The sequence below is a fragment of the Pseudomonas sp. BNK-7 genome (genome assembly GCF_048072025.1).
Classification (GTDB): Bacteria; Pseudomonadota; Gammaproteobacteria; order Pseudomonadales; family Pseudomonadaceae; genus Aquipseudomonas; species Aquipseudomonas danubii.
The window spans coordinates 6,161,777-6,186,722 of sequence record NZ_CP182252.1; the positions used below are offsets into that span (position 1 = coordinate 6,161,777).

The 24,946-nt window shown below is 60.4% G+C and carries 21 protein-coding genes; 7 read left to right on the forward strand and 14 right to left on the reverse strand.

The window, feature by feature from the left end; genetic code table 11:
* Positions 1-3: 3 nt before the first annotated feature.
* Both arnT and ACMGF8_RS27720 read left to right on the forward strand, forming a co-directional pair.
* Positions 4-1,755, forward strand: coding sequence for a lipid IV(A) 4-amino-4-deoxy-L-arabinosyltransferase (arnT, locus tag ACMGF8_RS27715; RefSeq protein ID WP_416757916.1), 1,752 nt, complete (start codon positions 4-6; stop codon positions 1,753-1,755).
* A 103-nt stretch (positions 1,756-1,858) separates the two neighbouring features.
* Entirely contained in the window at positions 1,859-3,394 is a 1,536-nt protein-coding gene (locus tag ACMGF8_RS27720) for an ArnT family glycosyltransferase (protein ID WP_102860725.1), read from the forward strand.
* A 59-nt stretch (positions 3,395-3,453) separates the two neighbouring features.
* On the opposite strand, the gene ttcA is transcribed toward ACMGF8_RS27720, so the two are convergent.
* Positions 3,454-4,278 (reverse strand): tRNA 2-thiocytidine(32) synthetase TtcA, encoded by an 825-nt coding sequence (ttcA, locus tag ACMGF8_RS27725; RefSeq protein ID WP_416757918.1) that lies wholly within the window; start codon positions 4,276-4,278, stop codon positions 3,454-3,456.
* A 293-nt stretch (positions 4,279-4,571) separates the two neighbouring features.
* Here ttcA and ACMGF8_RS27730 point away from each other — a divergent pair, with 293 nt between their 5' ends.
* Positions 4,572-5,174, forward strand: a complete 603-nt coding sequence (locus tag ACMGF8_RS27730; RefSeq protein ID WP_102860723.1) for a Yip1 family protein — start codon at positions 4,572-4,574, stop codon at positions 5,172-5,174.
* A 149-nt stretch (positions 5,175-5,323) separates the two neighbouring features.
* Positions 5,324-5,818, forward strand: a complete 495-nt coding sequence (locus ACMGF8_RS27735; protein WP_102880572.1) for a SprT family zinc-dependent metalloprotease — start codon at positions 5,324-5,326, stop codon at positions 5,816-5,818.
* A 33-nt stretch (positions 5,819-5,851) separates the two neighbouring features.
* On the opposite strand, the gene ACMGF8_RS27740 is transcribed toward ACMGF8_RS27735, so the two are convergent.
* Complete coding sequence (locus tag ACMGF8_RS27740) at positions 5,852-7,033, reverse strand: CaiB/BaiF CoA transferase family protein (protein WP_416757921.1); 1,182 nt, start codon at positions 7,031-7,033, stop codon at positions 5,852-5,854.
* A 147-nt stretch (positions 7,034-7,180) separates the two neighbouring features.
* Positions 7,181-8,512 (reverse strand): dicarboxylate/amino acid:cation symporter, encoded by a 1,332-nt coding sequence (locus tag ACMGF8_RS27745; RefSeq protein WP_115580697.1) that lies wholly within the window; start codon positions 8,510-8,512, stop codon positions 7,181-7,183.
* 333 nt (positions 8,513-8,845) lie between these two features.
* Here ACMGF8_RS27745 and ACMGF8_RS27750 point away from each other — a divergent pair, with 333 nt between their 5' ends.
* Positions 8,846-9,844, forward strand: coding sequence for an AraC family transcriptional regulator (locus ACMGF8_RS27750; RefSeq protein ID WP_102860719.1), 999 nt, complete (start codon positions 8,846-8,848; stop codon positions 9,842-9,844).
* 12 nt (positions 9,845-9,856) lie between these two features.
* On the opposite strand, the gene ACMGF8_RS27755 is transcribed toward ACMGF8_RS27750, so the two are convergent.
* From ACMGF8_RS27755 to ACMGF8_RS27765, 3 genes are all read right to left on the reverse strand, one after another.
* Positions 9,857-11,203, reverse strand: coding sequence for an ATP-binding protein (locus ACMGF8_RS27755; RefSeq protein WP_102860718.1), 1,347 nt, complete (start codon positions 11,201-11,203; stop codon positions 9,857-9,859).
* The gene (locus tag ACMGF8_RS27760; protein WP_102860717.1) at positions 11,200-11,877 is read right to left on the reverse strand and encodes a response regulator; all 678 of its coding nucleotides are present in this window, start codon (positions 11,875-11,877) and stop codon (positions 11,200-11,202) included. Before ACMGF8_RS27760 ends, ACMGF8_RS27755 begins: the two co-directional genes overlap by 4 nt.
* Positions 11,878-11,996: 119 nt before the next feature.
* Positions 11,997-12,599, reverse strand: coding sequence for a hypothetical protein (locus ACMGF8_RS27765; RefSeq protein WP_102860716.1), 603 nt, complete (start codon positions 12,597-12,599; stop codon positions 11,997-11,999).
* Positions 12,600-12,820: 221 nt separating this feature from the next.
* Here ACMGF8_RS27765 and ACMGF8_RS27770 point away from each other — a divergent pair, with 221 nt between their 5' ends.
* A complete protein-coding gene (locus tag ACMGF8_RS27770) occupies positions 12,821-13,591 on the forward strand; it encodes a 4'-phosphopantetheinyl transferase family protein (protein ID WP_102860715.1) in 771 nt (256 codons plus the stop codon).
* Here the strand turns inward: ACMGF8_RS27770 and ACMGF8_RS27775 are convergent.
* Both ACMGF8_RS27775 and ACMGF8_RS27780 read right to left on the reverse strand, forming a co-directional pair.
* The gene (locus ACMGF8_RS27775) at positions 13,560-15,170 is read right to left on the reverse strand and encodes an ATP-binding protein (RefSeq protein WP_102860714.1); all 1,611 of its coding nucleotides are present in this window, start codon (positions 15,168-15,170) and stop codon (positions 13,560-13,562) included. The two genes, ACMGF8_RS27770 and ACMGF8_RS27775, sit on opposite strands and share 32 nt — an antisense overlap.
* Positions 15,167-15,889, reverse strand: coding sequence for a response regulator (locus ACMGF8_RS27780; protein ID WP_102860713.1), 723 nt, complete (start codon positions 15,887-15,889; stop codon positions 15,167-15,169). The genes ACMGF8_RS27775 and ACMGF8_RS27780 overlap by 4 nt, the downstream gene beginning before the upstream one ends.
* A gap of 757 nt (positions 15,890-16,646) precedes the next feature.
* Between ACMGF8_RS27780 and ACMGF8_RS27785 the strand changes: the two genes are divergently transcribed.
* Entirely contained in the window at positions 16,647-19,541 is a 2,895-nt protein-coding gene (locus ACMGF8_RS27785; protein WP_102860712.1) for a ribonucleoside-diphosphate reductase subunit alpha, read from the forward strand.
* Between the two features lie 340 nt (positions 19,542-19,881).
* On the opposite strand, the gene flgE is transcribed toward ACMGF8_RS27785, so the two are convergent.
* The 6 genes from flgE to ACMGF8_RS27815 form a co-directional block, all read right to left on the reverse strand.
* The gene (gene flgE / locus ACMGF8_RS27790; RefSeq protein ID WP_207166389.1) at positions 19,882-21,225 is read right to left on the reverse strand and encodes a flagellar hook protein FlgE; all 1,344 of its coding nucleotides are present in this window, start codon (positions 21,223-21,225) and stop codon (positions 19,882-19,884) included.
* Between the two features lie 29 nt (positions 21,226-21,254).
* On the reverse strand, positions 21,255-21,986 hold the full coding sequence (flgD, locus tag ACMGF8_RS27795; protein ID WP_102860710.1) for a flagellar hook assembly protein FlgD: 732 nt from the start codon (positions 21,984-21,986) through the stop codon (positions 21,255-21,257).
* Positions 21,987-22,001: 15 nt separating this feature from the next.
* A complete protein-coding gene (gene flgC / locus ACMGF8_RS27800; RefSeq protein ID WP_102860709.1) occupies positions 22,002-22,445 on the reverse strand; it encodes a flagellar basal body rod protein FlgC in 444 nt (147 codons plus the stop codon).
* Between the two features lie 3 nt (positions 22,446-22,448).
* Entirely contained in the window at positions 22,449-22,856 is a 408-nt protein-coding gene (gene flgB / locus ACMGF8_RS27805) for a flagellar basal body rod protein FlgB (RefSeq protein WP_102860708.1), read from the reverse strand.
* Between the two features lie 252 nt (positions 22,857-23,108).
* Positions 23,109-23,936 (reverse strand): protein-glutamate O-methyltransferase CheR, encoded by an 828-nt coding sequence (gene cheR / locus ACMGF8_RS27810; protein WP_011062744.1) that lies wholly within the window; start codon positions 23,934-23,936, stop codon positions 23,109-23,111.
* A gap of 44 nt (positions 23,937-23,980) precedes the next feature.
* Complete coding sequence (locus tag ACMGF8_RS27815) at positions 23,981-24,913, reverse strand: chemotaxis protein CheV (RefSeq protein WP_102860707.1); 933 nt, start codon at positions 24,911-24,913, stop codon at positions 23,981-23,983.
* Positions 24,914-24,946 lie beyond the last annotated feature (33 nt).

The window sequence follows — 24,946 nt, forward strand, 5'->3', positions numbered from 1 at the left end:
CACATGACTCAGAGGACACAAATGCAGCGCACTTTACCGCCCCAGGCTTATGGAACAAGCGCCACGCCTACCGGCTATACCGTGGGCGGGAGCACAACCAGCGGCATCCAGCGCTGGGCACTACCCTTTTTGCTGCTGGCCTTCGCCCTGTTCTACCTGCTGCCACTGACCAGCCACGGCCTGTGGATTCCGGATGAAACCCGCTATGCACAGATCAGCCAGGAGATGCTGCTTCGCGGGGATTGGGTGTCTCCGCACTTCATGGGCATCCGCTATTTTGAAAAGCCCATTGCCGGCTACTGGATGATCGCCATCGGCCAGGCACTGTTCGGTGACAACCTGTTCGGCGTGCGTGTTGCCTCAGCCCTGAGCACCGGCCTGAGCGTACTGCTGGCTTACCTGATCACTCGCCGGATCTGGAACGACCCGCGCAAGAGTTTTGCCGCCGCCCTGCTTTACATGAGCTTCGGTCTGATCGCCGGGCAAGCCGGGTACTCCAATCTCGATCCCCAATTCACCTTATGGGTCAACCTCAGCCTGGTGGCGCTCTGGTTCGCCCTGGACAGCCAGACACCAGGCGGCCGCTTGCTGGCCTGGGGCACCTTGGGCGCCGCCTGCGGCATGGGTTTCATGACCAAGGGGTTCCTGGCCTGGCTGCTGCCGGTACTGATCGCCCTGCCCTACATGCTCTGGCAACGGCGTTTCGGCGAGTTGCTGCGCTTTGGCCTGGTGGCCGTGCTGGTGGCGATTGCCATCAGCCTGCCCTGGGTCTTGAGCATTCATGCCCATGAACCCGATTTCTGGCGGTTTTTCTTCTGGCATGAGCATATCCGCCGCTTTGCCGCCGACAATGCGCAGCACACTCGCCCCTGGTGGTTCTACCTGCCGTTGCTGGTGGTTTCGAGCCTGCCCTGGGCGGCCTTGCTGCCAGGCACCCTGATTCAGGCCTGGAAGGACAAGCACCAGGCAGCCACCGGTTACCTGCTGTTGTGGTTGCTACTGCCGCTGGCGTTCTTCAGCCTGAGCCGCGGCAAGCTGCCGACCTACATCATGCCCTGCCTGCTGCCCTTGGCCGTGCTCATGGGCCATGCACTGATCCAGTGGATCAGCGCAGGCAAGACTCGAACTGTTCGCCTCAACAGTCTGCTCAACCTACTGATCGGCGTCGCTGCATTAGTGGCGCTGGTGGTGATCCAGATCACCCGGCCGGTGTACGGCCACGACGAAATGCTCAGCCTGTCCCTGGTGTTCATCATGCTCATGGGCTGGATCATCGCCAACCTGCTGCCGGCCTCCAGGCCGCTCAACTACTGGGCAACGCCGGCCCTGGGCATCTGGCTGCTGGTAGCGCTGCTGCCTGCGGGAATGCCCGGCCTGATCGTGCACAACAAGATGCCGGACCAGTTCATCAAGGAACACCTTGCGCAACTCCAGCAGACCCACAGCCTGTTGAGCAATGACCTGGGAGCGGCCTCAGCACTGGCCTGGCGCCTACAACGCCCGGACGTGGCGCTGTACAACACCGAGGGCGAACTGAAATACGGCCTGGCCTACCCTGAATCGGCCCAGCGCAAGGTCAGCATGGCCGACGTTGGCCAATGGATCAGCGACGCACGCAAACAGGGATCGGTGGGTGTGGTGATGCGGGTCAAGGACGTACTGGAGAACGAAGAAGTCGCCCTGCTGCCGCCGGGCGGCAAGCGCTACGAGCAAGGCAATATGCTGATCCTGATCCTGCCGGCTACTCAACCCTGACCAAGCTGCCCAAACGCCTGCCTGAGAGCGTCAGCGTCGACCACCATCGGCGCTGGCATTCCTGGCCCTTTCCTTCCACCACCCGGCCTGCGCAAACCCACCCATGAAAATCTGCAATAGCGAACGCAAGGATCTGATCCTGCTTCTGGGCGTCAGCGCCCTGATCCTGCTCCTCGGCCTGGGCTCCCGTGAGCTGTGGGGGGCGGAAACCCGCTGGGCCAACATTGCCTTGCAGATGCTGCAGAGTGGCGACTACTTCGACCCCTACCTCAAGGGCGCTCCCTATTACGACAAACCCCTGCCGTCCTACTGGTTGATCACCGCCAGCGCCTGGCTGACCGGGGGCCTGGGGCACTGGTCGCTGCGGCTGTCCTCGGTGCTCGCCGGGTGGCTGAGCATCTGGCTGGTATACCTGCTTGGCGAGCAGCTGTTTCACAAGGGCACAGGGCTGATCGCCGGCTGGATGCTGGCCACCACCTTCTACTTTGCATTTTGGGCCCGGGTGGCCACCGCGGACATTCTCACCGTGTGCGGGGTCTTGGCAGCAGTGTGGTGGTACTGGCGAGGGCCAGAAGACACTCGCTTGAGTCGCTATTGCCTGTTCTTCCTGCTGTTGGCGGCGACCTCGCTGCTCAAGGGACTGATCGGTTTCGTCCTGCCGGGGCTGATCCTGCTGCCACACCTGCTGAGCCAAGGACGCTGGAAGCGTCACCTCAATCCGCGCCTGTGCCTGGCGTTACTGACGGCTGCCCTGCTGTACATGGTGCCGTTCGTGCTCTCGCACCTGTATGGCGCCCCGACCTACGCTGAAAGCGGGCTGAGCCTGGTATTCCGGGAGAATGTGCAACGCTTCTTCGATCCTTTCGACCATATCGGACCGATCTATACCTACCTGATCTACCTGCCGGCCTACACCTTGCCCTGGGCGCCCTGCTGGGTACTCGGCCTCTGGGTAGCGGCGCGTCACTGGCGCCAGCTACAACCCAATGAGCGCTGGCTGGTCTGGGCCCTGGGTTTGTTGTTCCTGTTCTTCACTGCCAGTGGCAGTCGGCGCAGCTATTACGTCCTGCCTCTGGTGCCCTTCGCCCAGCTGTTAGGGGCCTGGTGGCTGAACCGCCACCTGCTCCAACGACGCGCCAGCGGCAAGCCCGGCGAACGCAGCTGGGCCATAGGCTTTGCCAGCGCAGCGGTGATTCTGCTGCTGGTGCTGGGGGTGGCCTACCCTTGGAGCAATGGCGCGGGCGGTGTCATCCAGTTCGGCACGCAGGTCAGAGCCGAGGCAAGCCGGATTGCCCCCTGGCATCAATGGCGCATGGTGATGGTCGAGGTGGATAACAAAGTGCCGCTGTACCTGCAGAATCAGGGAGCGCCCTTCTACTACGTCGCCGAAACCCAGGACTTCCCACGCTCCGGCACCAGCGCAGACTTCATGGCCTGGCTGGACAGGACCAGCGGCCAGCATTGGGACCCCCAGCGCACGCTGATCCTGGTGCAACAGCATGAGAATGAACCGTCGATGCTCGGCTACCTGGGCAAGGATCATCAACTGGTGCGCACCCTGCCGACCAACGGTGAACGGCTGGCGAAAAGAAAAGCCGAGGGCAGTGTTGCTTTCATTCCTCAGGCTCTCGGGGACTGAAGCCCCCTCGCCACGCCGGATAGCAACCGGCATGGCGATATAGACTCAGCGAGAGCGGATCAGAGATTGACCACGTTGACGAAACGCGGCGTGGCACTGTCGTCGATGCGCAGGCTGGCGAAGTCGAACAGATTGCGATCCGCCAGTTGCGAAGGGATCACGTTCTGCAGGCCGCGGAAAATGCTCTCAGTACGCCCCGGGCTCTTGCGCTCCCAGTCCTGGAGCATCTCCTTGACCACCTGACGCTGCAGGTTCTCCTGGGAACCGCAGAGGTTGCAGGGAATGATCGGGAATTGCTTGAGATCGGAGTAGGCCTGAATGTCCTTCTCGCTGCAGTAGGCCAGCGGGCGGATCACCACATTGCGCCCGTCATCGGCCAGCAGCTTGGGCGGCATGGCCTTGAGCGAACCGTTGTAGAACATGTTGAGGAAGAAGGTCTCGACGATGTCGTCACGATGGTGACCGAGGGCCATCTTGGTGGCGCCGATCTCGTCGGCGAAGGTGTACAGGGTGCCACGACGCAGGCGCGAGCACAGCGAGCAGGTGGTCTTGCCTTCCGGGATCAGCTCCTTGACCACCGAGTAAGTGTCCTTCTCGACGATGTGGTACTCGATCCCTAATTCCTTGAGGTAGGCCGGCAGTACATGCTCGGGAAAACCGGGTTGCTTCTGGTCCATGTTCACCGCGACGAGCTCGAACTTGATCGGCGCCACCTTCTGCAGGTGCAACAGCACGTCGAGCATGGTGTAGCTGTCCTTGCCGCCGGACAGGCAGACCATGACCTTGTCGCCCTCTTCGATCATGTTGAAGTCGGCGACCGCTTCGCCCGCCAGTCGGCGAAGGCGTTTCTGCAGTTTGTTCTGGTTGACCGTAAGAGTGCCCATGGCGCTTGGAATCCGCGAGGTATGTGACGAAAAGCCGGACATTTTACGCAAAAACCCCGCCCCCTTGAAAGCGTCGAAACGTAGCGCCCCCCGGGGCCGCGCTGACAGACAGGACAGCGATTACCCTGGGCTTTTACAGCGCGATTTGCTCTAAAGGTGCGCACATCTGACGAAAACTCCTCCCTATACTGCGACATAAGGTCGCATGCATATATAGACCTATACTGACTGTGCCACTTGGCTGTAAGCGCTCCGTTGGGGGGCGATGGCAACAATGAAAGGAGTGACTGACCATGATTCATCATGTCGTAGGACTCTTCACCCACCCCGATCAGGAATGGCGAGAAATCCGTGGCGATGCAGAAGAAAGCATCAGCCACATGTACCTGACCCACACGCTGATTCTGGCGGCGATCCCCGCGATCTCGGCCTTTATCGGCACCACCCAGGTCGGCTGGGTCATTGGCAACCGCGCGCCGGTGATGCTGACCATGGAAAGCGCCCTGTGGATGACCATCATGTCGTACCTGGCCATGCTTGGCGGCGTGGCGGTGATGGGTGCTTTCATCCACTGGATGGCCCGGACCTATGACGCCAACCCGAGCCTGGCGCGCTGCGTCGCCTTTGCCACCTACACCGCGACACCGCTGTTCGTCGGCGGCCTGGCGGCGCTGTATCCGCATATGTGGCTGGGGATGATCGTCGGCACGGCGGCGATCTGCTACACGGTGTACCTGCTCTACGTCGGGCTACCGACCTTCATGAACATCCCATCGGACGAAGGATTCCTGTTTTCCAGCTCGGTCCTGGCGGTAGGACTGGTGGTGCTGGTAGCGATCATGGCCTTCACCGTGATTGTCTGGGGCCTGGGCGTCGGCCCCGTGTACACCAACTGATGCCGCACCAATAATAATCCTCCATCTGCCAACACAGGCCGCCGCAAGGCGGCCTTCTTAATGGGCGCTCCTGCGACCATTCGGCGCCTGGGCGATTCGGATTAGCCGCTCTTTGCGGCATACTCAGCCGCTCTGGAGAGCCGTTAAGCATGCCCGAGCAACTCAATACCCGCGTCGAAGACTGTTTCCTACTCGCTGAATCCTTTTTCAAACGTCCTTTCAAACGCCCGGTGGTCAGCCTCAAATTACGAGGCCAGAAAGCCGGCGTTGCCCACTTGCACGAAAACCTGCTGCGCTTCAATCCCCAGCTGTACCGGGAAAACAGCGAAGACTTTCTCAAGCAGACCGTGGCCCACGAAGTCGCGCACCTGATCGCTCATCAGTTGTTTGGCGAACGCATTCAGCCCCACGGCGAGGAGTGGCAACTGATCATGCGCGGGGTGTATGAACTGCCGCCCAATCGTTGCCACACTTATGAAGTCAAACGCCGCAGCGTGACCCGCTACATCTACCGCTGCCCCTGCGCCGAGAGCGATTTTCCGTTTTCGGCACAACGCCACAAGCTGGTGGCCCAAGGACGTCGCTACCTGTGCCGACGCTGTCGGCACACCCTGGTGTACAGCGGCGAAACCCGGGTCGAGTGATGGCGTCAACGCGCTTCGCCGGCAAGCCGACGCCTAGGCAATGACCTGGCTGCGTCGCAGTTCCTCGATACGTTCAGCGCTGTAGCCAAGCTCCGCCAGCACCTGATCGGAATGGGCGCCCAGCCTGGCGCCGATATGCCGCGGTTCGGGCAAACCGTCGGAGAATTTCAGCGGACATGCCATCTGGGTCTGGGGGCTACCGTCTTCCCGGGGGACCTGGCTCAGCAGTTGCCGAGCCTGCAATTGGGGGTGCTCCACCGCCTCAGCCAGGCTGAGCACTGGTTCGACACAAGCGTCGAGCCCGGCGAACAACTGGCACAGCTCGGCAAAGTCATGTTTCTCGAACTCGATCTGCAAGGCCTGCTTGAGGGCCCTTTGCTGCTCGGGCATGGGAGACAAGCCCTGGACCGCCAGTTCCGGCCGCCCCAGGGCCTGACACAGCTGCTGCATGAACACCGGCTCCAGGCTGCCCACCGATAGCCAACGACCATCCCGGCTGCGGTAGTAGTCGTAGAAGCTGCCGCCATTGAGCACCTGCTGTTCCATCCCTGGCTCTACCCCGCAGGCCAGGTAACCGGCTCCGGCCATGGCGTTCAGGCTGAACACGCAATCGGTCATGCTGATATCCAGGTGCTGGCCCTGACCGCTATGCTGCCGGGCGATCACTGCCGCCAGCAGGCCGATCACGCCGTGCAGCGAGCCCCCGGCGATATCCGCTGCCTGGATGCCCAGAGGCAGCGGGCCCTGGTCGCGGCGTCCAGTCTGGCTGGCGAGCCCGGCCAGGGCCAGGTAGTTGATATCGTGCCCGGCGCGGTCCTTGTAGGGTCCGGTCTGGCCATAACCGGTAATGGACACGTAGATCAGCCGCGGGTTGATCGCCTTCAAGGCCTCGTACCCCAACCCCAGGCGCTCCATCACGCCTGGGCGAAACTGTTCGAGAACGATGTCGTGGTCCTGCAGCAGTTGCTGGATCACCTCCAGCGCCTCGGGCCGCTTGAGGTCCAGGGCCAGGCTGCGCTTGTTGCGGTTGAGATAGGCGTGACTGGCGGATACACCGTGGTCGTGGGGTGGCAGCACCCGCAGCAGGTCCATGCGGGTTGGCGACTCGATGCGCAATACCTCGGCCCCCATGTCCGCCAGCAGCAGCGAGGCGAACGGCCCCGGCAACAGGGTGGAGAAATCCAGTACCTTGAGTGACGCCAACGGCCCTTGCATGTGCCCTCTCCACTTGATCGATTGCTTCAGAGTAGGCAGCCGCGAGCAGCGCAACAATTACCACAACGGTCAGCCGGACTGACCGTTGTGCTCAACCTCCAGGCAATAAAAAACCCGCCGTAGCGGGTTTCTTATATTCAGCAAGACTTACTTGATGCTCGGTGCCGGGCCTTCAGCCACACCCAGATCGTCGGTTTCACGGGTGTCGATGATCGCACGACCACCAGACGCCAGCTCGACCTGCAGTTTGTCTTCGTCCAGTTCCTTGACCCACTTGGCAACGACCAGGGTAGCCACGGCGTTGCCCACCAGGTTGGTCAGGGCACGGGCTTCGGACATGAAGCGGTCGATACCCAGAATCAGCGCCAGACCGGCCACCGGCAGGTGCCCCACAGCCGACAGGGTGGCGGCCAGAACGATGAAGCCACTGCCAGTCACACCAGCAGCACCTTTGGAGGACAGCAGCAGCACCAGCAGCAGGGTGATCTGGTGAGTGATGTCCATGTGGGTGTCAGTTGCCTGGGCAATGAACACCGCCGCCATGGTCAGGTAGATCGAGGTACCGTCCAGGTTGAAGGAGTAACCGGTAGGAATCACCAGGCCGACCACCGACTTCTTGGCACCCAGGCGCTCCATCTTGATCAGCATGCGTGGCAGGGCCGATTCCGAGGACGAGGTACCCAGCACGATCAGCAGCTCTTCGCGGATGTAGCGGATCAGTTTGATCACGCTGAAGCCGTGGGCGCGGCAGATGCCCCCCAGGATCACCAGCACGAATACCACGCAAGTGATGTAGAAGCAGATCATCAACTGGCCCAGTTGCACCAGGGAGCCGACGCCGTAGGCACCGATGGTGAAGGCCATGGCACCCAGCGCACCCAGGGGCGCCAGCTTCATGATCATGTTGATGATGTTGAACATCACGTGGGCGAAGCGGTCGATGAAGTCCAGCACCGGCTTGCCGTAGGCACCCAGGCGATGCAGGGCGAAACCGAAGATCACCGAGAACATCAGCACTTGCAGGATGTCGCCGGTGGCGAAGGCACCCACGATGGTCGACGGGATCACGTTGAGGATAAAGCCGACAATGCTCTGGTCATTGCCCGCAGTCACATAGGCAGCGACTTTTGAAGCATCCAGGGTCGAGGCGTCGATGTGCATGCCAGCACCCGGCTGCACCACATTGACCACGATCAGGCCGATGAGCAGGGCAATGGTGGAGACGATTTCGAAGTACAGCAGCGCGTAGCCGCCAGTCTTGCCCACCGATTTCATGTTCTGCATGCCGGCGATACCACTCACCACGGTGCAGAAAATGATCGGCGCAATGACCATCTTGATCAGTTTGATGAACCCATCACCCAGGGGCTTGAGGGCCACGCCGGTCTGAGGATAGAAGTGACCGAGCAGGATGCCGATGGCGATGGCAACGATCACCTGGAAATACAGGGATTTGTACAGTGGCTGACGAGTCGTCATTGCAAAGTTCCTCAAGAGCCCCGGCATACAGCTTCCGTCGATGCATGCGGTGCCTAAAGTGCGAACCCTCCTGCGCTGGAGGGATTTGTTGTGTCGAACTGCGTGCTGGCAGATCTTCCGGCTCTATCGCAAAGCCCGTGCCACCTTGTAAAAAAGCCCTACAGGCCTTTAGACATCAGGGGGACAGGCCGATCTTGACTTCCACTGCACCCGGCGCCGCTGGCGGATTTCCGCCCATTCACCGAGTCTCGTCCTACAATTTGGCGGATATCCGCCTTGTTCCCTCATAGGGGGCTGGCTAACATCCGCCACTCAATGGACGGACCAGCCTTCATGCGCGAACGCACCATCGCCAGCCACTTTGCCCGTGCCGCCTTGGGCGGTGCACGTCGTCGCGGCTACGATTACGGGCCGCTTCTGCAGCAGTTGGGCATCAGTCCAGAGCTGCTGAGCCAGCCCAAGGCACGCATCGCCCCCGAACAATTCACCCGTCTGCTGCAGCAACTGTGGCTGGCGTTGGACGACGAGTACCTGGGTTTCGGCCATGGCCCCAGCAAACGCGGAACCTTCGCCATGATGTGCCACGCACTGATCCACTGCCGCACCTTGGAAAAAGCGCTCAATCGCGGCTTGTTGTTTTACAGCCTGTTTGCGCAAGCACCGCGCCTTCGTCTGACGCACGAAGGAGAAATGGCCCGTCTGAGCCTGGATGATGCTGAGTTATGGGACCCGGAGCACTTTCTTAGCGAAAGCCTGCTGGTGATCTGGCATCGCCTGGGCAGTTGGCTGATCGGCCAGCGCATACGCCTTGAACAAGCCTGCTTCAGCTACCCGAAACCCGAACACGGCGCAGAATACGATTTGCTGTTCCCCTGCCCACTGCTGTTCAGCCAGGAGCACAGCAGCCTGTTGTTCCACAGTCGCTACCTGGGCATGCCGCTGCTACAGGATGAACGTACCCTCAAGCACTTTCTTGAGCGCTCCCCCGCCGATCTGCTGTCACGCCCGGACCAGGGCGACAGCCTCAGCAGCCAGTTGCGGCGTCTGCTCAGCCGTGACCGGGAGCGCTGGCCCGACCTGGAAAGCGTTGCCCAGCACCTGCACGTCAGCCCGCAGACATTGCGTCGCCATTTGCGCGAAGAAGGTTCGAGCTTTCAGGCACTCAAGGACGAACTGCGCCGTGACATCGCCATCTACCACCTGGGGCGGGCTGACCTCTCATTGCAACAGATCGCCGAGCAATTGGGCTTTTCCGAACCCTCGGCCTTTCATCGGGCATTCAAGAAATGGACTGGCCTGACCCCAGGCGCCTATCGCGCCCGGGAGCAGTAGCCAAAGCGCCCTTTACAGGGCCGGGAAGTGAATCCTGAAGGCCGCACCGCCCAAGGCTGAATCCCCCAGGGTCAACTGCGCGCCATAACTCTCGATGATGTCCTTGACCACCGCCAGGCCTATGCCCTGCCCTGGGTGCTGGCGATCAAGACGCTCGCCACGTTGGAGAATCCGCGCCCGCTGATCGGGTGGCACACCAGGGCCATCGTCCTCCACACACAGCTCTGAGCCATCCAGAGTCTCGCGCACACTGATGCGTACCGAGCTCAGGCACAGGCGGTAGGCGTTCTCCAGCAGGTTGCCAAGCAATTCCAGCAAGGCCCCGTGCTCGATCGGCACATAGCAGCGCTCGGGCAAATCGAAGGACACGCGCACCTGCTTGTCGCGATAGACCTTGTCCAGGGTGTCGCACAGGCTTTGCAGCACCGGCCGCAGACGCACCTGATGGCGCACCAGGCCACTTTTGCGCAGGCTGGCACGCTGCAACTGGTAGCTGATCTGCTGACTCATGCGCTCGATCTGCGCCTGCAGGACCCAGGCCTGCTCCCGATCCTGAGGCCGTTGCGCCATGTCCTCGCTGACCCCTTGCAACACCGTCAACGGGGTTTTCAGGCTGTGGGCCAGGTCATCCAGGGAGTCGCGGTAGCGGCTACGCTGCTCGCGCTCGCTTTGCAGCAGACGGTTCAAGGAGCCGGTCAGGCGCAACAGCTCTCGCGGATGCTCCTCACTGAGGCTTTGGCGGGTACCGCTCTCGATCTGGTCCAACTCCTGGCTCAAGCGTCGTAGGGCCTGCAAACCCCAGGTCAACCCCAGCCAGAGCAATGCCAGCAGCACCAGCAACGCCGCACCAAAGCCTAGATAGAGGTTTTCCCTGACCCCTTCCAGAGTCTGCTGGTACTCACGCACCGGTTGCAGTGCAACGATACTGAAAGCCGCGTTCTTGCCCCCCAACAACTTGATCTCGACGTCGTAGACGAAGAACTCCTGGCCATTGGCTTCACGGATTCTGGCGAACTCGTTACCGCGCCCGTCGTACCGCGGCCGGTAATTGATGTTCTCTTCCTGGGTGGCCCGGGAGCGCCAGACCAGGTGCCCCTCTCGGTCATAGATGTAGCCCAGCAAGCGACTGTCGGCGAGATTGAAGCGCTCGTCCGGCAGTTGTGCGGGCATCTGCAGGCGGTTGTTTTCAATCCGCGCCGCCGAAATCAGGGTGGTGACGTCGGAAGCCAGGCGCTGCTCGATGGAGTCCTGCAGCGCCAGGCTGAAGGCCCCCTGCATGGCCGGCAGCAACGCCAGCATGAACAGCACCGCCAAGGTGGTCGCCGCCAGCATCAGCCGCAGCCGCAGCGATCGAATCATCGGCAGCGCTCGTTGAACAGATAGCCCAGGCCGCGCACCGTATCAATCGGCTTGAAGCCCGACGGCCCCTCCAGCTTGCGCCGCAGCCGCCCCACCAGCACCTCGATGACGTTCGGATCACGCTCGTCATCGTCCGGGTACAACTGCTCCATCAGCCGGTCCTTGGCCACCACCTGCTGGTGATGGAGCATCAGGTACTCGAGGATCCGGTATTCGTAGGCGGTCAGGGCCAGGGGTTGATCATCCATGGACGCCTGCTTGCGATTCAGGTCCAGCAGCAAAGGGCCGGCAATGATGGTGGACTGGGTAAAACCGCTGGAACGCCGCAGCAACGCATTGAGCCGTGCATCCAGCTCTTCGAACTGAAACGGCTTGACCACATAGTCGTCGGCACCGGCGGCCAGGCCTTCGACCTTGTCCTGCCAATTGCCGCGGGCGGTGAGGATGAGGATCGGAAACGTCTTGCCACGGGCACGTAACTGACGGATCAGGTCCAGTCCGCCCATGCCGGGCAATCCCAGGTCGATCACCGCCAGGTCGTGATTGAACTGCTCGGTCTGATACAACGCCTCCTCGGCGTTCGCCACGGACTCGACCACATGGCCACTGTCGGTGAGGCGGGTTTGCAGGTGATGGCGCAACAGCGCCTCATCTTCGACGACCAGCAACTTCATAACGCTCTCCCAGGCAAAATTCGACATCTCCGAGGGCGCCCCTGCGCCCTGACGATCAATGCGCCAGCGCCGGACCGTGCCCAAGGCACAGTCCGGCGCGGTTCAGGCCAGGCCGCTTATCAGAAAGCGTAGTTGGCCGACAGATAAGTCTGGGCACTGCTGGTAAGGCTCAAGGAACCTTGCTTGCTGCCGCCCCGCTCGCTCATCTCGGTCCCGGCATTGCTGCGCAGGTAACGGTAGCCGAGCTCTACCGAGGTATTTTGTGAAACCTGCTGCAGGACACCCGCCTGCACTCCCACCGCGTAACCGATGTCGCTATCGCGGCTGAAGCCCGGGGATTCCTGGGTCAGCTTGGTCAAGCCGGCGGTAGCACCGCCAAACAGCTTGGTGCTGCTGGTCACCGGCAGGAACATATCGTAACTGCCCAGCAGATTTTGCTGACGCAGTTTAATGCCATTGTGAGAGCCGGAAACGTAATCGTAAGTGGCGTAGTAACGGCCCTGGTCATTCTGTTGGCCGAAACGCACACCCCAAGTGTTGTCCTTGCCGATCACACCATCGGCGTTCGGATGCCCGAGATTGCTGTTGAGCTGGCTGGATTTTTTAACCTTGTCGCTGGTCTGGCCGTAGGTCAGGCTGGCGAAGTTACTGTCAGCGGCTTGGACGGCGGCGCTGGCGCCGAGAACGGTAAAGGCCAGGATCAGTTTTTTCAATGAAGTCATAGGAAGTTTCCTTTGCGCTATTGGCTTTTTGGGTACGGGGCTAGAGTAAACAGCCCGCCCTGAACTCCCCCTGAACACACTCTTAACCTCGCCTGAACCAGATCCATCTAGCTGTCTTGAGGCATTTCAACCTGCACAACGCTCTCGCCCAGCTTTCTGAGTCCCCTCTCTGCAGCACACACCGCTACCCTCGAACTCTTCAACCCGGCAAACTAGCGGCCATGAATGCACTCCCCCCTCTCCCCGCTTGCTGTACCTCTCTAGATGCCTCCTGGCCCCTGCCGGAGGCCTTGCCCCATACCCTTTGGCTGAGCACTCGGTTCGATCCCGGGCAATTGGCCGCGGACGATTTCCAGCGCAGCGGCATTGAAGCGCCGCCCAACATCCAGCGCTCGGTGGCCAAGCGCCAGGCCGAATTCCTGGCCGGACGCCTGTGCGCCCGGGCCGCCCTGTGGCAACTGCAGAATGTGGATTGGGTTCCTCCGATCGGCGCCGACCGGGCGCCGATCTGGCCCGAGCATATCTGCGGTTCCATTACCCACGGCACCGGCCGCGCCGCCGCCATCGTCGCCGACAAACAGCACTGGCGAGCCTTGGGAATAGACCTGGAAAAGCTGCTGAGCAATGAACGCGCGGCCAATCTGGCTGAGCAGATCCTCACGCCGGCGGAACTGCAACGCCGGGACCTGTTGCCCCCCGCGTTGCACGCCCTGGCGGTGACCCTGACCTTCTCGATCAAGGAAAGCCTGTACAAGACCCTGTATCCATTGGTGCACAAAAACTTCTACTTCGAACACGCCGAAGTACTGGAGTGGTCTCTCGAGGGCCAGGTCCGAGTGCGCCTACTGACAGACCTGAGCGATGAATGGCACCACGGCAGTGAGCTACAGGGGCAGTTCGTGGTCGAGGACAACCAGTTGCTCAGTCTGATCGCCATCAAGGCCGCCCCGCCGACAATCCTCAGCGGGGCTCCTGCTGCCGGGGCCAGCTGAGGCTGAAGCAGGCGCCCCCGAGGCTCTTGCTCTGGCTAATCAGGGCCCGACCGTCGTGCCAGTGGATGATTCGCCGCACGATCGACAGCCCCAGCCCATGACCGCCGGAAGCCCGGGTACGACTGTCATCCAGGCGCAGAAAAGGCGTGAAGATCTTTTCCCAGGCACTTTCCGGCACGCCGGGACCGTCATCCTCCACATCCACCCGACAGCGCAACTGGCCCACCTGATAACTGACAGTGACCTGGGATTCCGCATGGCGCATGGCATTGCTCACCAGATTCTGCAGCGCCCGGTGCAGATAGCGCGGCTCGGCCTCGACCCAGGCCCCGTCGCACTCGGCGTCGGACAGGCACAGCCCACGCTGGACCTTGAGGTTGGCCCGCAAGGGTGCCAGTTCGCTGATCACTTGGTTAATCAGGGCATCCAGGTCGATACGCTGGAAGTTCAAGGCCGGCGAGCCCTGTTCCAGGCGGGCATAGGTGAGCATCTCGTCCACCAGACGATCCAGGTCCTGAATATCGTGATCCATGCCATCCAGGTACTTCTGTCGCGCCTGATCGGTATTTGCCGAAGCAATCATCTCCAGACCAAAACGCAACCGAGCCACTGGTGTACGCAACTCATGAGAGACCGCCCGCACCAGTTCGCGCTGGATCGCCAACAAGCGTTGCAAATGCTCGGCCATGCCGTTGAATGCAGCCGCCAGGCGCCCCACCGAATCCACACCACGAGCCGGCACACGGGTTTCCAGGCTGCCCTTGGCAATTTTCGTGGCCGCCGATTCCAGGCCGCTGAGACGTCGCTCCAGTTGGCGTACCAATAAATAGACGATCAGGCCGATCAAGCTCAGGCCGAGCACGGCAATCAGCACCAGCCATTGCGGCGGATAAGGGTTCATCTGATACAGAGGGCCGATTTCCAGCACCCAGGGCGTACCCACCAACCCCGCAAATACCCGGATCGAATCACCGCCCTTGCCCAGGGCCATCACCGTATCGCCCTCGGCCACCCGTCGGCGCTGGTCCTCATCCATATCGGCGGCATCCAGGGTGGACAGGTGCATATCGAAACCAAACCCCTTGGCCTTCTTCAATGCCGCCAGGCGCTCAGGCTGCTCCGCCACCGGATACCGTACCAACTCGTCCGCCAACAGATAGATGGTTGCCCGGGCCAGTTGCTCGCTGATCTGTTGCACTTCGGCACTGAGCAGCAACTGCTCCTTCTCGCTGACCAGGCGATAGACCCGGGCGGCATAGGGCCCGATCTGCTCCACCAGCGCCTGTCCGCGCAGCACCCGGCCACGCTGGCTGCTGTCCAGGTCGGTCTGGTTGAAGGTCTTCAGGCTCAGGGGAATCCCCAACAGCCGCTCCCACACGGCCAAGGCGCGGCGACGCTCGATCTCGCTCATGGGCTTGAGGTTATCCGCCATCAGCGAGAAGGTGCCGTGGGCCAGTCGTTCGCGGTACTGCTCGCTGCGCACCTCGTTGAGCAGGTGCAGAGCCAGCACCCCCAGCAGCGCCACCAGGATCAGCGCGGCGCACATACCGCCATAGATCCGCAGGAAGATGGAGTTCACGAGGGCAATTCGGCGGCGGCTTCAGGAACGAACAGATAGCCCTTGCTGCGAATGGTCTTGATCAGTCGCGGGTGCTCCGGGTCGTCGCCGATCTTGGGCCGGATGCGCGAGATGCGCACATCGATGGAACGGTCCTGGCCGTCATAACCTATGCCGCGCAGAGCGGTGAAGATCTCCTCACGGGACAGTATCCGCCCCGCATTCACCACCAGCAGCCACAACAGATCGAACTCGGCACTGGTCAGCTCGATGCCGACATCGCTCAGCCATGCCTCACGCAGGGCGTTGTCCACCACCAGAGGACCGAATTGCAGGCGCCGGGTTTTCTCCTGGGCAGGCTCCGCTGCTTCGCTACGCCGCAGCAAGGCCTGGATCCGCGCCAGCAATAACCGTGGGCGTACCGGCTTGCAGACGTAGTCATCGGCCCCCAGGTCCAGGCCCATGACCTGATCCATGTCATCGGTGCGGGCGGTGAGCATGAGGATTGGCCCGTCATAGCGACCCCGGACTTTGCGACAGATACTCAGGCCGTCTTCACCGGGCAGCATCAGGTCGAGAATCACCAGGTCTGGCTGCTCGGCAATGATCCTGGCAGCAGCCCGGGCGCCGTTGCCCTCGATGGCCACCAGCAGGCCGTTGCTTTCGAGATATTCACGGGTCAACTCAGCCAGACGCTGGTCATCCTCGACAATCAGTACCTGCCAGGCTTCTTGCTCCACGCTCGACCTCTTTTTTATTGCCAGCATTCACTGGAAAGAAAGCACCCGTCTTTTTGTCATGAAAAAGACGGATAACCGGCCATGGAAAACGTCGCCAGCAACTCATGGACCGCGACGGATTGTAGCAACCGGGATCAGCCCCCACACAAGCGACTAAAACGACTCGGTCAGGGGGATTTTTTGTGATAGGGTTCGCGCCCGCAAAAATCCGCCCAAGGCAATTTCAGGCGGTAAAAAACAGTGACAAACGGTTCCATGCACTAGGACTGCGGCCTGCGCGAGTTTTACCCAGCCCATACACAATTTACGCACAACCTTATCCACAGGCAGCACGTTGCAATCAGCCCCCAAAACGCATTATCTTGTAGCCCGCCGGCCAAAAACACCTATATCTAGGGTTTTACGCAAAAAACCAAACACACTTCAGACAAGAAACTCAAGCCCTTTTCTTGCCCCGTTTGGTGGAACCAATCGCTGTTTCAGAAGACCAAGACCGCGCGTGCGGATGGCATCGTTTTCCACCCTGTCCAGGAGAAAGCGGTACGGGTGTTGCAGCAACAAGACTGTCACCCACCAGGAATAAGGTGCCGAGCCCAGGCTCGACACCATGACTTCGGCATGGAAGCGGCGCCAATAGCCCCCTTCCTGAACTGTCCCGAAGTCGTTATGCCCGGCCTCTGCCGGCTGTAGTGCTTCAGGACGGAACGGTGGGCACCTCATTGGTGCCCAAACAAACATAGAGAACGTGGAGACACCCATGCAAACCGACACAACTCGCGAGAACCCGCAGGCCAATGCGCCGCAGGCCGCCGATTCCAACCTGGATCTGTCTGCTACCGCCCCTGGCCAATTGCGCGTGATCAAGCGAAACGGCACTGTCGTTGCTTACACCGATGACAAGATCACCGTCGCTATCACCAAAGCGTTCCTCGCAGTTGAAGGCGGCACTGCCGCTGCCTCGTCGCGAATCCACGACACCGTGGCGCGCCTGACCGAACAGGTCACCGCGACCTTCAAGCGTCGCATGCCTTCGGGCGGCACCATCCACATCGAAGAGATCCAGGACCAGGTCGAACTGGCCCTGATGCGCGCCGGCGAGCAGAAAGTTGCCCGCGACTACGTGATCTACCGTGACTCCCGCGCCAAGGAACGTGCCACTCGCTCCAGCGGCGAAGAGACGGTACAAGCCCACCCTTCGATCCGCATCACCCGCGCCGATGGCAGCTTCGCTCCCCTGGACATGGGCCGCCTGAACACCATCGTCAGCGAAGCCTGCGAAGGCCTGGAAGAAGTCGATGGCGACCTGATCCAGCGCGAAACCCTGAAGAACCTCTACGACGGCGTGGCCCTGAAAGACGTCAACACCGCCCTGGTGATGACCGCCCGCACCCTGGTCGAGCGCGAGCCGAACTACTCGTTCGTCACCGCCCGCCTGCTGATGGACACCCTGCGCGCCGAAGGCCTGGGTTTCCTCGAGGTCGCCGAGAGCGCCACCCATCACGAAATGGCCGACCTGTACGCCAAGGCACTGCCGGCCTACGTCGCCAAGGGTATCGAGTTCGAATTGCTGAACCCGGTGCTGGCTGAGTTCGACCTGGAGAAACTCGGCAAGGCGATCAACCACGAGCGCGACCAGCAGTTCACCTACCTGGGCCTGCAAACCCTGTACGACCGTTACTTCATCCACAAGGATGGCGTGCGTTTCGAACTGCCGCAGATCTTCTTCATGCGCGTGGCCATGGGCCTGGCAATCGAAGAGAAGCAACGCGAAGACCGTGCCATCGAGTTCTACAACCTGCTGTCGTCCTTCGACTACATGGCCTCGACCCCGACCCTGTTCAACGCCGGTACCCTGCGTCCACAGCTGTCGAGCTGCTACCTGACCACCGTCCCGGACGATCTGTCGGGCATCTACGGCGCCATCCACGACAACGCCATGCTGTCGAAATTCGCCGGTGGCCTGGGCAACGACTGGACTCCGGTACGTGCGCTGGGTTCCTACATCAAGGGCACCAACGGCAAGTCCCAGGGCGTCGTCCCCTTCCTGAAAGTGGTCAACGACACCGCAGTAGCAGTCAACCAGGGCGGCAAGCGCAAGGGCGCTGTCTGTGCCTACCTGGAAACCTGGCACATGGACATCGAAGAGTTCATCGAGCTGCGCAAGAACACCGGTGATGATCGTCGTCGTACCCACGACATGAACACCGCCAACTGGATCCCGGACCTGTTCATGAAGCGTGTCTTCGATGACGGCAAGTGGACCCTGTTCTCGCCATCCGAAGTACCGGACCTGCACGACCTGACCGGCAAGGCCTTCGAAGAGCGCTACGAGTACTACGAAGCCCTGACCGAGTACCCAGGCAAGATCAAGCTGTTCAAGACCATCCAGGCCAAAGACCTGTGGCGCAAAATGCTCTCCATGCTGTTTGAAACCGGCCACCCATGGCTGACTTTCAAAGACCCGTGCAACCTGCGCAGCCCGCAGCAGCACGTGGGCGTGGTCCACAGCTCGAACCTGTGCACCGAGATCACCTTGAACACCAACAAGGACGAGATCGCCGTCTGCAACCTGGGCTCGATCAACCTGCCGAACCACATCGTCAACGGCAAGCTGGACACCGCCAAGCTGGAACGCACCGTGAACACCGCCGTGCGCATGCTCGATAACGTGATCGACATCAACTACTACTCGGTGCCGCAAGCGAAGAACTCCAACTTCAAGCACCGTCCAGTGGGCCTGGGCATCATGGGCTTCCAGGACGCTTTGTACCTGCAGCACATCGCCTACGGTTCCGACGCTGCGGTCGAGTTCGCCGACAAGTCCATGGAAGCGGTCAGCTACTACGCGATCCAGGCTTCCTGCGACCTGGCCGACGAGCGCGGCGCCTATGAGACGTTCCAGGGCTCGCTGTGGTCAAAAGGCATCCTGCCACTGGACTCGCAACAGATCCTGATCGAGGCTCGCGGCCAGAAGTACATCGATGTGGACCTCAACGAAACCCTGGACTGGGCACCGGTTCGTGCCCGCGTGCAGAAAGGCATTCGTAACTCCAACATCATGGCCATCGCACCGACCGCGACCATCGCCAACATCACCGGCGTGTCGCAGTCGATCGAACCGACCTACCAGAACCTCTACGTGAAATCGAACCTGTCGGGCGAATTCACCGTGATCAACCCGTACCTGGTTCGCGACCTCAAGGCTCGCGGTCTGTGGGACTCGGTGATGATCAACGACCTGAAGTACTACGACGGTTCGGTGCAACAGATCGAGCGCATCCCGCAAGAACTCAAAGAGCTCTACGCGACCGCCTTCGAAGTGGAAACCAAGTGGATCGTCGACGCTGCCAGCCGTCGCCAGAAGTGGATCGACCAGGCTCAGTCGCTGAACCTGTACATCGCCGGCGCCTCGGGCAAGAAGCTGGACGTGACCTACCGCATGGCCTGGTACCGTGGCCTGAAAACCACTTACTACCTCCGCGCCCTGGCCGCCACCAGCACCGAGAAGTCGACCATCAACACCGGCAAGCTGAACGCTGTCTCCAGCGGCGGCAACCACGGTGACGACTCGGTCCTGGCAGCGCCTGCCGGCCCTGCTCCAGTGCCGAAGGCTTGCGCCATCGACGAGCCGGATTGCGAAGCTTGCCAATAAGCTGAGCTGACAGGCGCCCATGGCGCCTGTGCCAACCCCCGATAGGCCTGCGGCTTATCGGGGGTTTTCTTTTGCCCGCAACAAAGCTGTAGAAGCCGGCTTAGCGATGAACAAGCCTCCCCATCCAAGCGTTGCGCAAGCCTCAAGGACGCCTTCACTGGCAAGCCAGCCCCGACAACAAGCCAGCCACCTGCGATACAAGCTTGCACGCCTGTAAAGCCCCGCCCCGCCAGCGCACGCCTACGAACCCACCACCAATAAAGAAACTGGGTGGCAGCAAACAGGCATGAAAAAGCCCCTCATCGAGGGGCTTTTTGTGTAGCGCTCAAGCGAACCGGTATCAGGTCATCTGGATGATGGTCTGCATGATGGTGCTCTGAGTGGAGATGGTCTTGGCGTTCGCCTGATAGTTGCTCTGCGCCTTGATCAGGTTCACCAGCTCGTTGGTCAGGTTGACGTTGGACTCTTCCAGGGAGTTGGACTGGATCGCTCCCAGGGTGCCGGTCTTCGGTGCGTCATAACCTGGAATACCGGACGAGTAAGTCTCTTTCCACTGAGTGCCGCCTACCGGCTGCAGACCTTGCTCGTTGGTGAAGCTGGCCAGGGAAATCTGACCGATCGCCTTGGTCTGCTCGTTGCTGAAGTTGGCCAGCATCACACCGGTGCCATCGATGGTCAGGCTGCTGATCTGGCCAGTGGAATAGCCGTTCTGCGCGATGATCGAGCGGGTGCTTTCGCCGAACACCGAACCGGTTTTGGTCATGTCGATGCTGACACCGTTCGCCGCAGGCTTGGCACCGTTAGGGGCGAATACGCCATTGGTGACGGTACCCGGAGTCCAGGCGGTAGCCGACATGACAATTTTGTTGCCGGCTATAGTGTACGGCGTAGTCCCTGGCGCAGCTGGCGGGGTAATGGTGCTGAGCTTGCCCGACGAGTCGAACTTCATGGTGATCGGCGACTGGTTGGCCATGGTGAATGCAGTACCGTCCGGGTTGCGACCATCAATCAGCGTGTAGGTTTGCCACTCATTGGGGTTCGGCGTCTTGATCATGTACTGATCCATGACGTGCTTGTTGCCCTGAGAGTCATACACCGGGGTACTGAACGACTTGGTGTAGGTGGTGTTGTCGGTCGGATTGAACACATAGACCGGAGCGGTCGAGGCCACATTGATCGGAGTCGAATCGGAGTTCAGGTTGATCGTCGAGGAGATCGAGTCGGTTGGCTTGGGCGCCAGGTTCGAGGTATCGATCCGCAGGTCGGTCAGTACACCGTTGATGATCTTGCCGTTGGCGTCTACGGCATAACCTTGCAGGCGCGCAGTGCCATCACTGTTGGTGATGAAGCCTTCCTTGTCGGTCTTGAAGGTACCGGCACGGGTGTAGGTCAGCGAGCCATTGGTGCTGAGCACGAAGAAGCCCTGCCCCTGAATGCCCATGTCCAGCACGTTGCCGGTGTTGTTGATATCACCGTTAGTGAACTGCTGAGAAACGTTGGACAGGCGTACGCCGTTACCAATCACCTGAGTACCGCTGCCCAGCTTGGTGGCCGAGTAAACGTCGGAGAATTCAGCGCGGGAAGACTTGAAACCAGTGGTCGCGACGTTGGCGATGTTGTTACCGGTGACGTCCAGCTGTTTGTTGGCAGCGTAGAGACCGCTAAGGCCGATATTGAAAGACATATTCCACTCCTTGTGCCGGTTAGTCGGCTCTAGATACCAATGGTTTGTACTTTGGACAGGGCAATCGGGCTGCTCATCCCTGCCAGGTTCAGCATCAACTCTCCGCCGGTCTGGCTGATGGTGACGCTGTTGACCGTCGCCGGCAGGTAGGTGATCAGGTCAGTGCCCTTGCCATCAATGGTGGTGCTGGCCTTGAAGGTGTAGTTACCCGGGGCCGCCTTGGTGCCATCGGTCATGGTGCCATCCCAGACAAAGCTGGCGTTGCCGGCCTTCTGGCTGCCCATGTCGATGGTCTTGACGGTGTTGCCATCCTTGTCGGTGATGGTCACCTTGACCGAGCTGACGCTGGACGGAACGGTCACCGAACCGGTCATGCTCTTGCTGGTGTCAACCTGTGTGGTGCCGGACTGGACGATCACCGAGCGACCTACCAGGGACGAAGCCTGCAGAGCCTGAGACGACTTGTAATTGCCAGTGATGGAGTTCACCGAGGTATTAAGGGTCGTGATCCCTTCCAGGGTGGAGAACTGCGCCAACTGGGCAACGAACGCACTGTTGTCCTGTGGATCCAGCGGGTTCTGGTTGTTCAGCTGGGTCACCAGCAACTTGAGGAACGCGTCCTTGCCCAGGGCCTGCTTGCCGGTGGCGCTGTTCGTCGCTGCCGCCAGGCCATCGGCGCTGGTGGTGTTCGCGGTCTTCTTCGACGAGTTGGCCAGTACATCCTTGAGGGACGGACCGCTGGTGGTATCAGTAACGCTCATTGGCTTCGCCCCTTATCACTGACCCAGGGTCAGGACCTTCTGCATCATGGTTTTGGCGGTATTCATCATTTCAGCGTTGGTCTGGAACGAGCGACTGGCGGAAATCATGTCGGCCATTTCTTCCACCACGTTGACATTGGGGTAGAAGACGTAGCCCTTGGCATCTGCAGCCGGATGATTCGGTTCGTAGCGAGCTTCCAGATTGCTCTGGTCTTCCACCACGCCCAGCACCTGAACGCCTTGGCCTGCAGCATCCTGGTTCTGGAACAGCGAATCGCTGCCACCGCTCTGGGCGCCCTGGAACATGGTGGCAAACACCGGATGACGAGCGCGGTAGGTCTGGTCGATGCTCGACGACACGCTCTCGGCGTTGGCGATGTTACTGGCGACGGTGTTCAGACGAGTGGTCTGAGCGCTCATGCCACTACCGGCAATATTGAAAACACTGGCAAGGGACATGGATTACTCTCCGCGCAGGGCTGCAACCAGCCCTTTGAATTTGCTGTTGAGCAGCGTGAAGCTGGCTTGGAAGTCCACCGAGTTCTGTGCGTAGCTCGATTGCTCCAACTGGGCATCCACGGTGTTCTGGTCGATCGAGGGTTGCATCGGCGTGCGATACAGCAGCGATTCGGCGCCACTGCTCAGGCCCTGGGCTTCGATATGCCGGGTGTTGGTCATGTTCAACGCGAAGGTGCCGCTCTTGACCTTTTCGTTCTGCTCGGCAAGCACAGCGGAGAAATCCAGATCCCGAGCCTTGTAGTTCGGGGTGTCGGCGTTGGCGATGTTGTTGGCCAGCACTTCGGCACGCTTGGCGCGAAAGCCAAGCGCTTGTTCGTGAATACCGAGCGCTTTATCGAAGCTGATGCTCATGTCGGAAACCTTTGGGTGACCTGATTTTTCGTAACCTTGACTTAGCAAGCTACGTGCCAAGTCAAAGACCCCCGTAAATCAAGGGTTCTACGGCAGCGGCAAGGCGGCAATGCCAGAAAAGCGGCAATGGATTTCCGCGAAACGCCGGCAAAGCGGCAATCGACCTGCCGCTTTTAGCCCGGCCACCCGATAAAATGGCACCCACAAAAAAGGAGGCCCTGAGGCCTCCTTTTCTATTGCTGCAACCGCCCATCATTTCGCCTGGTAGATGATTCCAGGGCTGCATTGCACCATCTGATAATGATCCGGCAGACCATTGAGCGCTTCGGAAGCGCCCAGGAACAGGTAGCCACCAGGCTTCAGCGTGCTGTGAATGCGCATCAGGATGTCCTTCTTGACCTCAGCCGAGAAGTAGATCAGCACATTGCGACAGAACACGATGTCGAACTTGCCAAGGCTGGCGTAACTGTCCAGCAGGTTGAACGAGCGAAACTCCACCCGGCTCTTGATCGGCGCCTTGACCACCCAGCGCCCCGGCCCTTTAGGGTCGAAGTAGCGCTGCAGGCGCTCGGCCGACAAACCACGGCCGATGGCCAAGCTGTCGTATTCGCCGGTCTTGCAGTTATTGAGCATGGTCCCGGACAGATCGGTAGCAACAATCTGCACCCCCATCTTCAACTGGCCCATGTTGCTGCGCTCGAACTCATCGATGGACATCGACAAGGAATAGGGCTCCTGCCCCGACGAGCATGCCGCCGACCAGATCCGCAAGCGCTGATTGGGGCTGGCCTTGATGGCTTCGGGAAGCACCTTGTTCTTCAATACTTCGAAGGGATAGGTGTCACGAAACCACAAGGTTTCGTTGGTCGTCATCGCATCCACCACCATCTCGCGCAATCCGCTGCGCGGCTGGGTCTGAATCCGCTGAACCAGCTCACCCAAGGTTTTGATGCCTTGCTGTTCCATCAGTTTGTTGAGACGGCTCGAGACAAGATATTGCTTGTTTTCCCCGAGCAAAATACCACAGGCTTTTTCCAGGAAGACCCGGAACTGTTCAAAATCCAAATTACCCGTAGACAATGCTGCCGCCTCTTAAATCTTATGTTCGCCGGGGGCTGATGCCCTCAGCTGTGGTCTGCTGCTTTGATCCGGTCTACTACCCGGGATGCCAGGTCGTCAGGACGGAACTTGGCAAGGAAGTCATCGGCACCGACCTTCTTCACCATCGCCTGATTGAACACCCCTGACAACGAAGTATGCAGGATGATATGCAGCTTTTGCATGCGTGGATCGCTACGTATCTCGGCCGTGAGGGTGTAACCGTCCATTTCGGGCATCTCGATGTCGGAAATCATCATGAGGAATTCCTCTTCCGGCTTCTTGCCCTCATCCACCAGCTTGCGCAGGTAGTCCAGCGCCTGCCGGCCATCGTTCAGCGCCACCACCTCGACACCCACAGTCTGCAGGCAGCGAGTCACCTGCTTGCGCGCCACTGACGAGTCGTCAACGGTCAACACCCGCAAGGAAACCGCCTTGTGCTGAGTCTCGACGTCAACCACGCCCACCGAAATAGACTCGGAGGTGGGGGCGACTTCCGCCAGAACCTTTTCAACGTCGATGATCTCGACCAACTGGTTGTCCACCCGAGTCACCGCCGTCAGGTAGTGATCGCGCCCCGTGCCCTTGGGCGGCGGATGGATCTCTTCCCAGTTCATATTGACGATACGCTCCACCGAGCGCACCAAAAACCCCTGAGTCTTGGTGTTGTACTCAGTGATAATGACGAACGGATTGCTCTGATCCTGCAACCCCCCCGAACCTGTGGCCATTGCCAGATCCAGGATCGGAATGGTCGCCCCTCGAATATTCGCGACACCGCACACCACAGGGTTGGATTTGGGCATCAGGGTCAACTTGGGGCATTGCAGCACCTCGCGAACCTTGAATACGTTGATCCCGTAGAGTTGCTCACCGTCCAGACGGAACAGCAGCAACTCCAGACGATTCTGCCCAACCAATTGCGTGCGCTGGTTTACCGAATCCATTACACCAGCCATGCCCAGACTCCCCAAAGCTTTAAGATCCGACGC